The sequence below is a fragment of the Phormidium sp. CCY1219 genome (assembly GCF_055795085.1).
In genome coordinates this window covers 1-538 of the sequence record NZ_JAYFEQ010000177.1, presented here as the reverse complement: position 1 = coordinate 538, position 538 = coordinate 1, and the positions used below count along the sequence as shown (strand labels likewise).

General features: G+C 48.0%; 1 protein-coding gene. It reads right to left on the bottom strand.

The genetic code is table 11. The features are described from left to right. Positions 1 to 532: Uma2 family endonuclease (locus AC0QH1_RS01065; protein ID WP_324628880.1), on the bottom strand; the 532-nt coding region annotated here is incomplete at its 3' end. Positions 533 to 538 lie beyond the last annotated feature (6 nt).

Genomic DNA, 538 nt, shown 5'->3' with positions numbered 1-538 from the left:
CCTCTCCGGAAACTACAGCAGGATCGGACAAGATTTCGGGGTCTCTCCCCGGGCGATAGATTTCTACCCGCCGATTTTGACAATCGATTAACCACCCCAGTTTAACGCCATTTTCTATATATTCTTGCAGTTTCTCTTGCAGGGATGCTAAGCTATCCCTAGCGGAACGCAATTCCACCACAAAATCCGGCGCGATGGAGGGGAATTTTTCCTGCTGTTCCGGGGTCAGGGTTTCCCAGCGCTCTAATTTTATCCATGCTGCATCGGGAGAGCGATCGCTTCCATTGGGCAGATTAAAACCCGTGGAAGAGTCAAATCCAATCCCGGTTTTATCTATATCGGCCCAGTTGGCGAGTTGCTGAACTAATTTAAAATTTCGGTTGCCCGTGGTTCCTCCGGTGGGTGGCATGACAATCAGTTCTCCTGTGGCATTGCGCTCGAATTTTACATCGGGATTTTCCCGACAAAGTTGATAAAACTGTTCGTCTGTCAGTTGAATAATTGGGTTTAAATTGATTGCGATCGCGCTCATAACTGT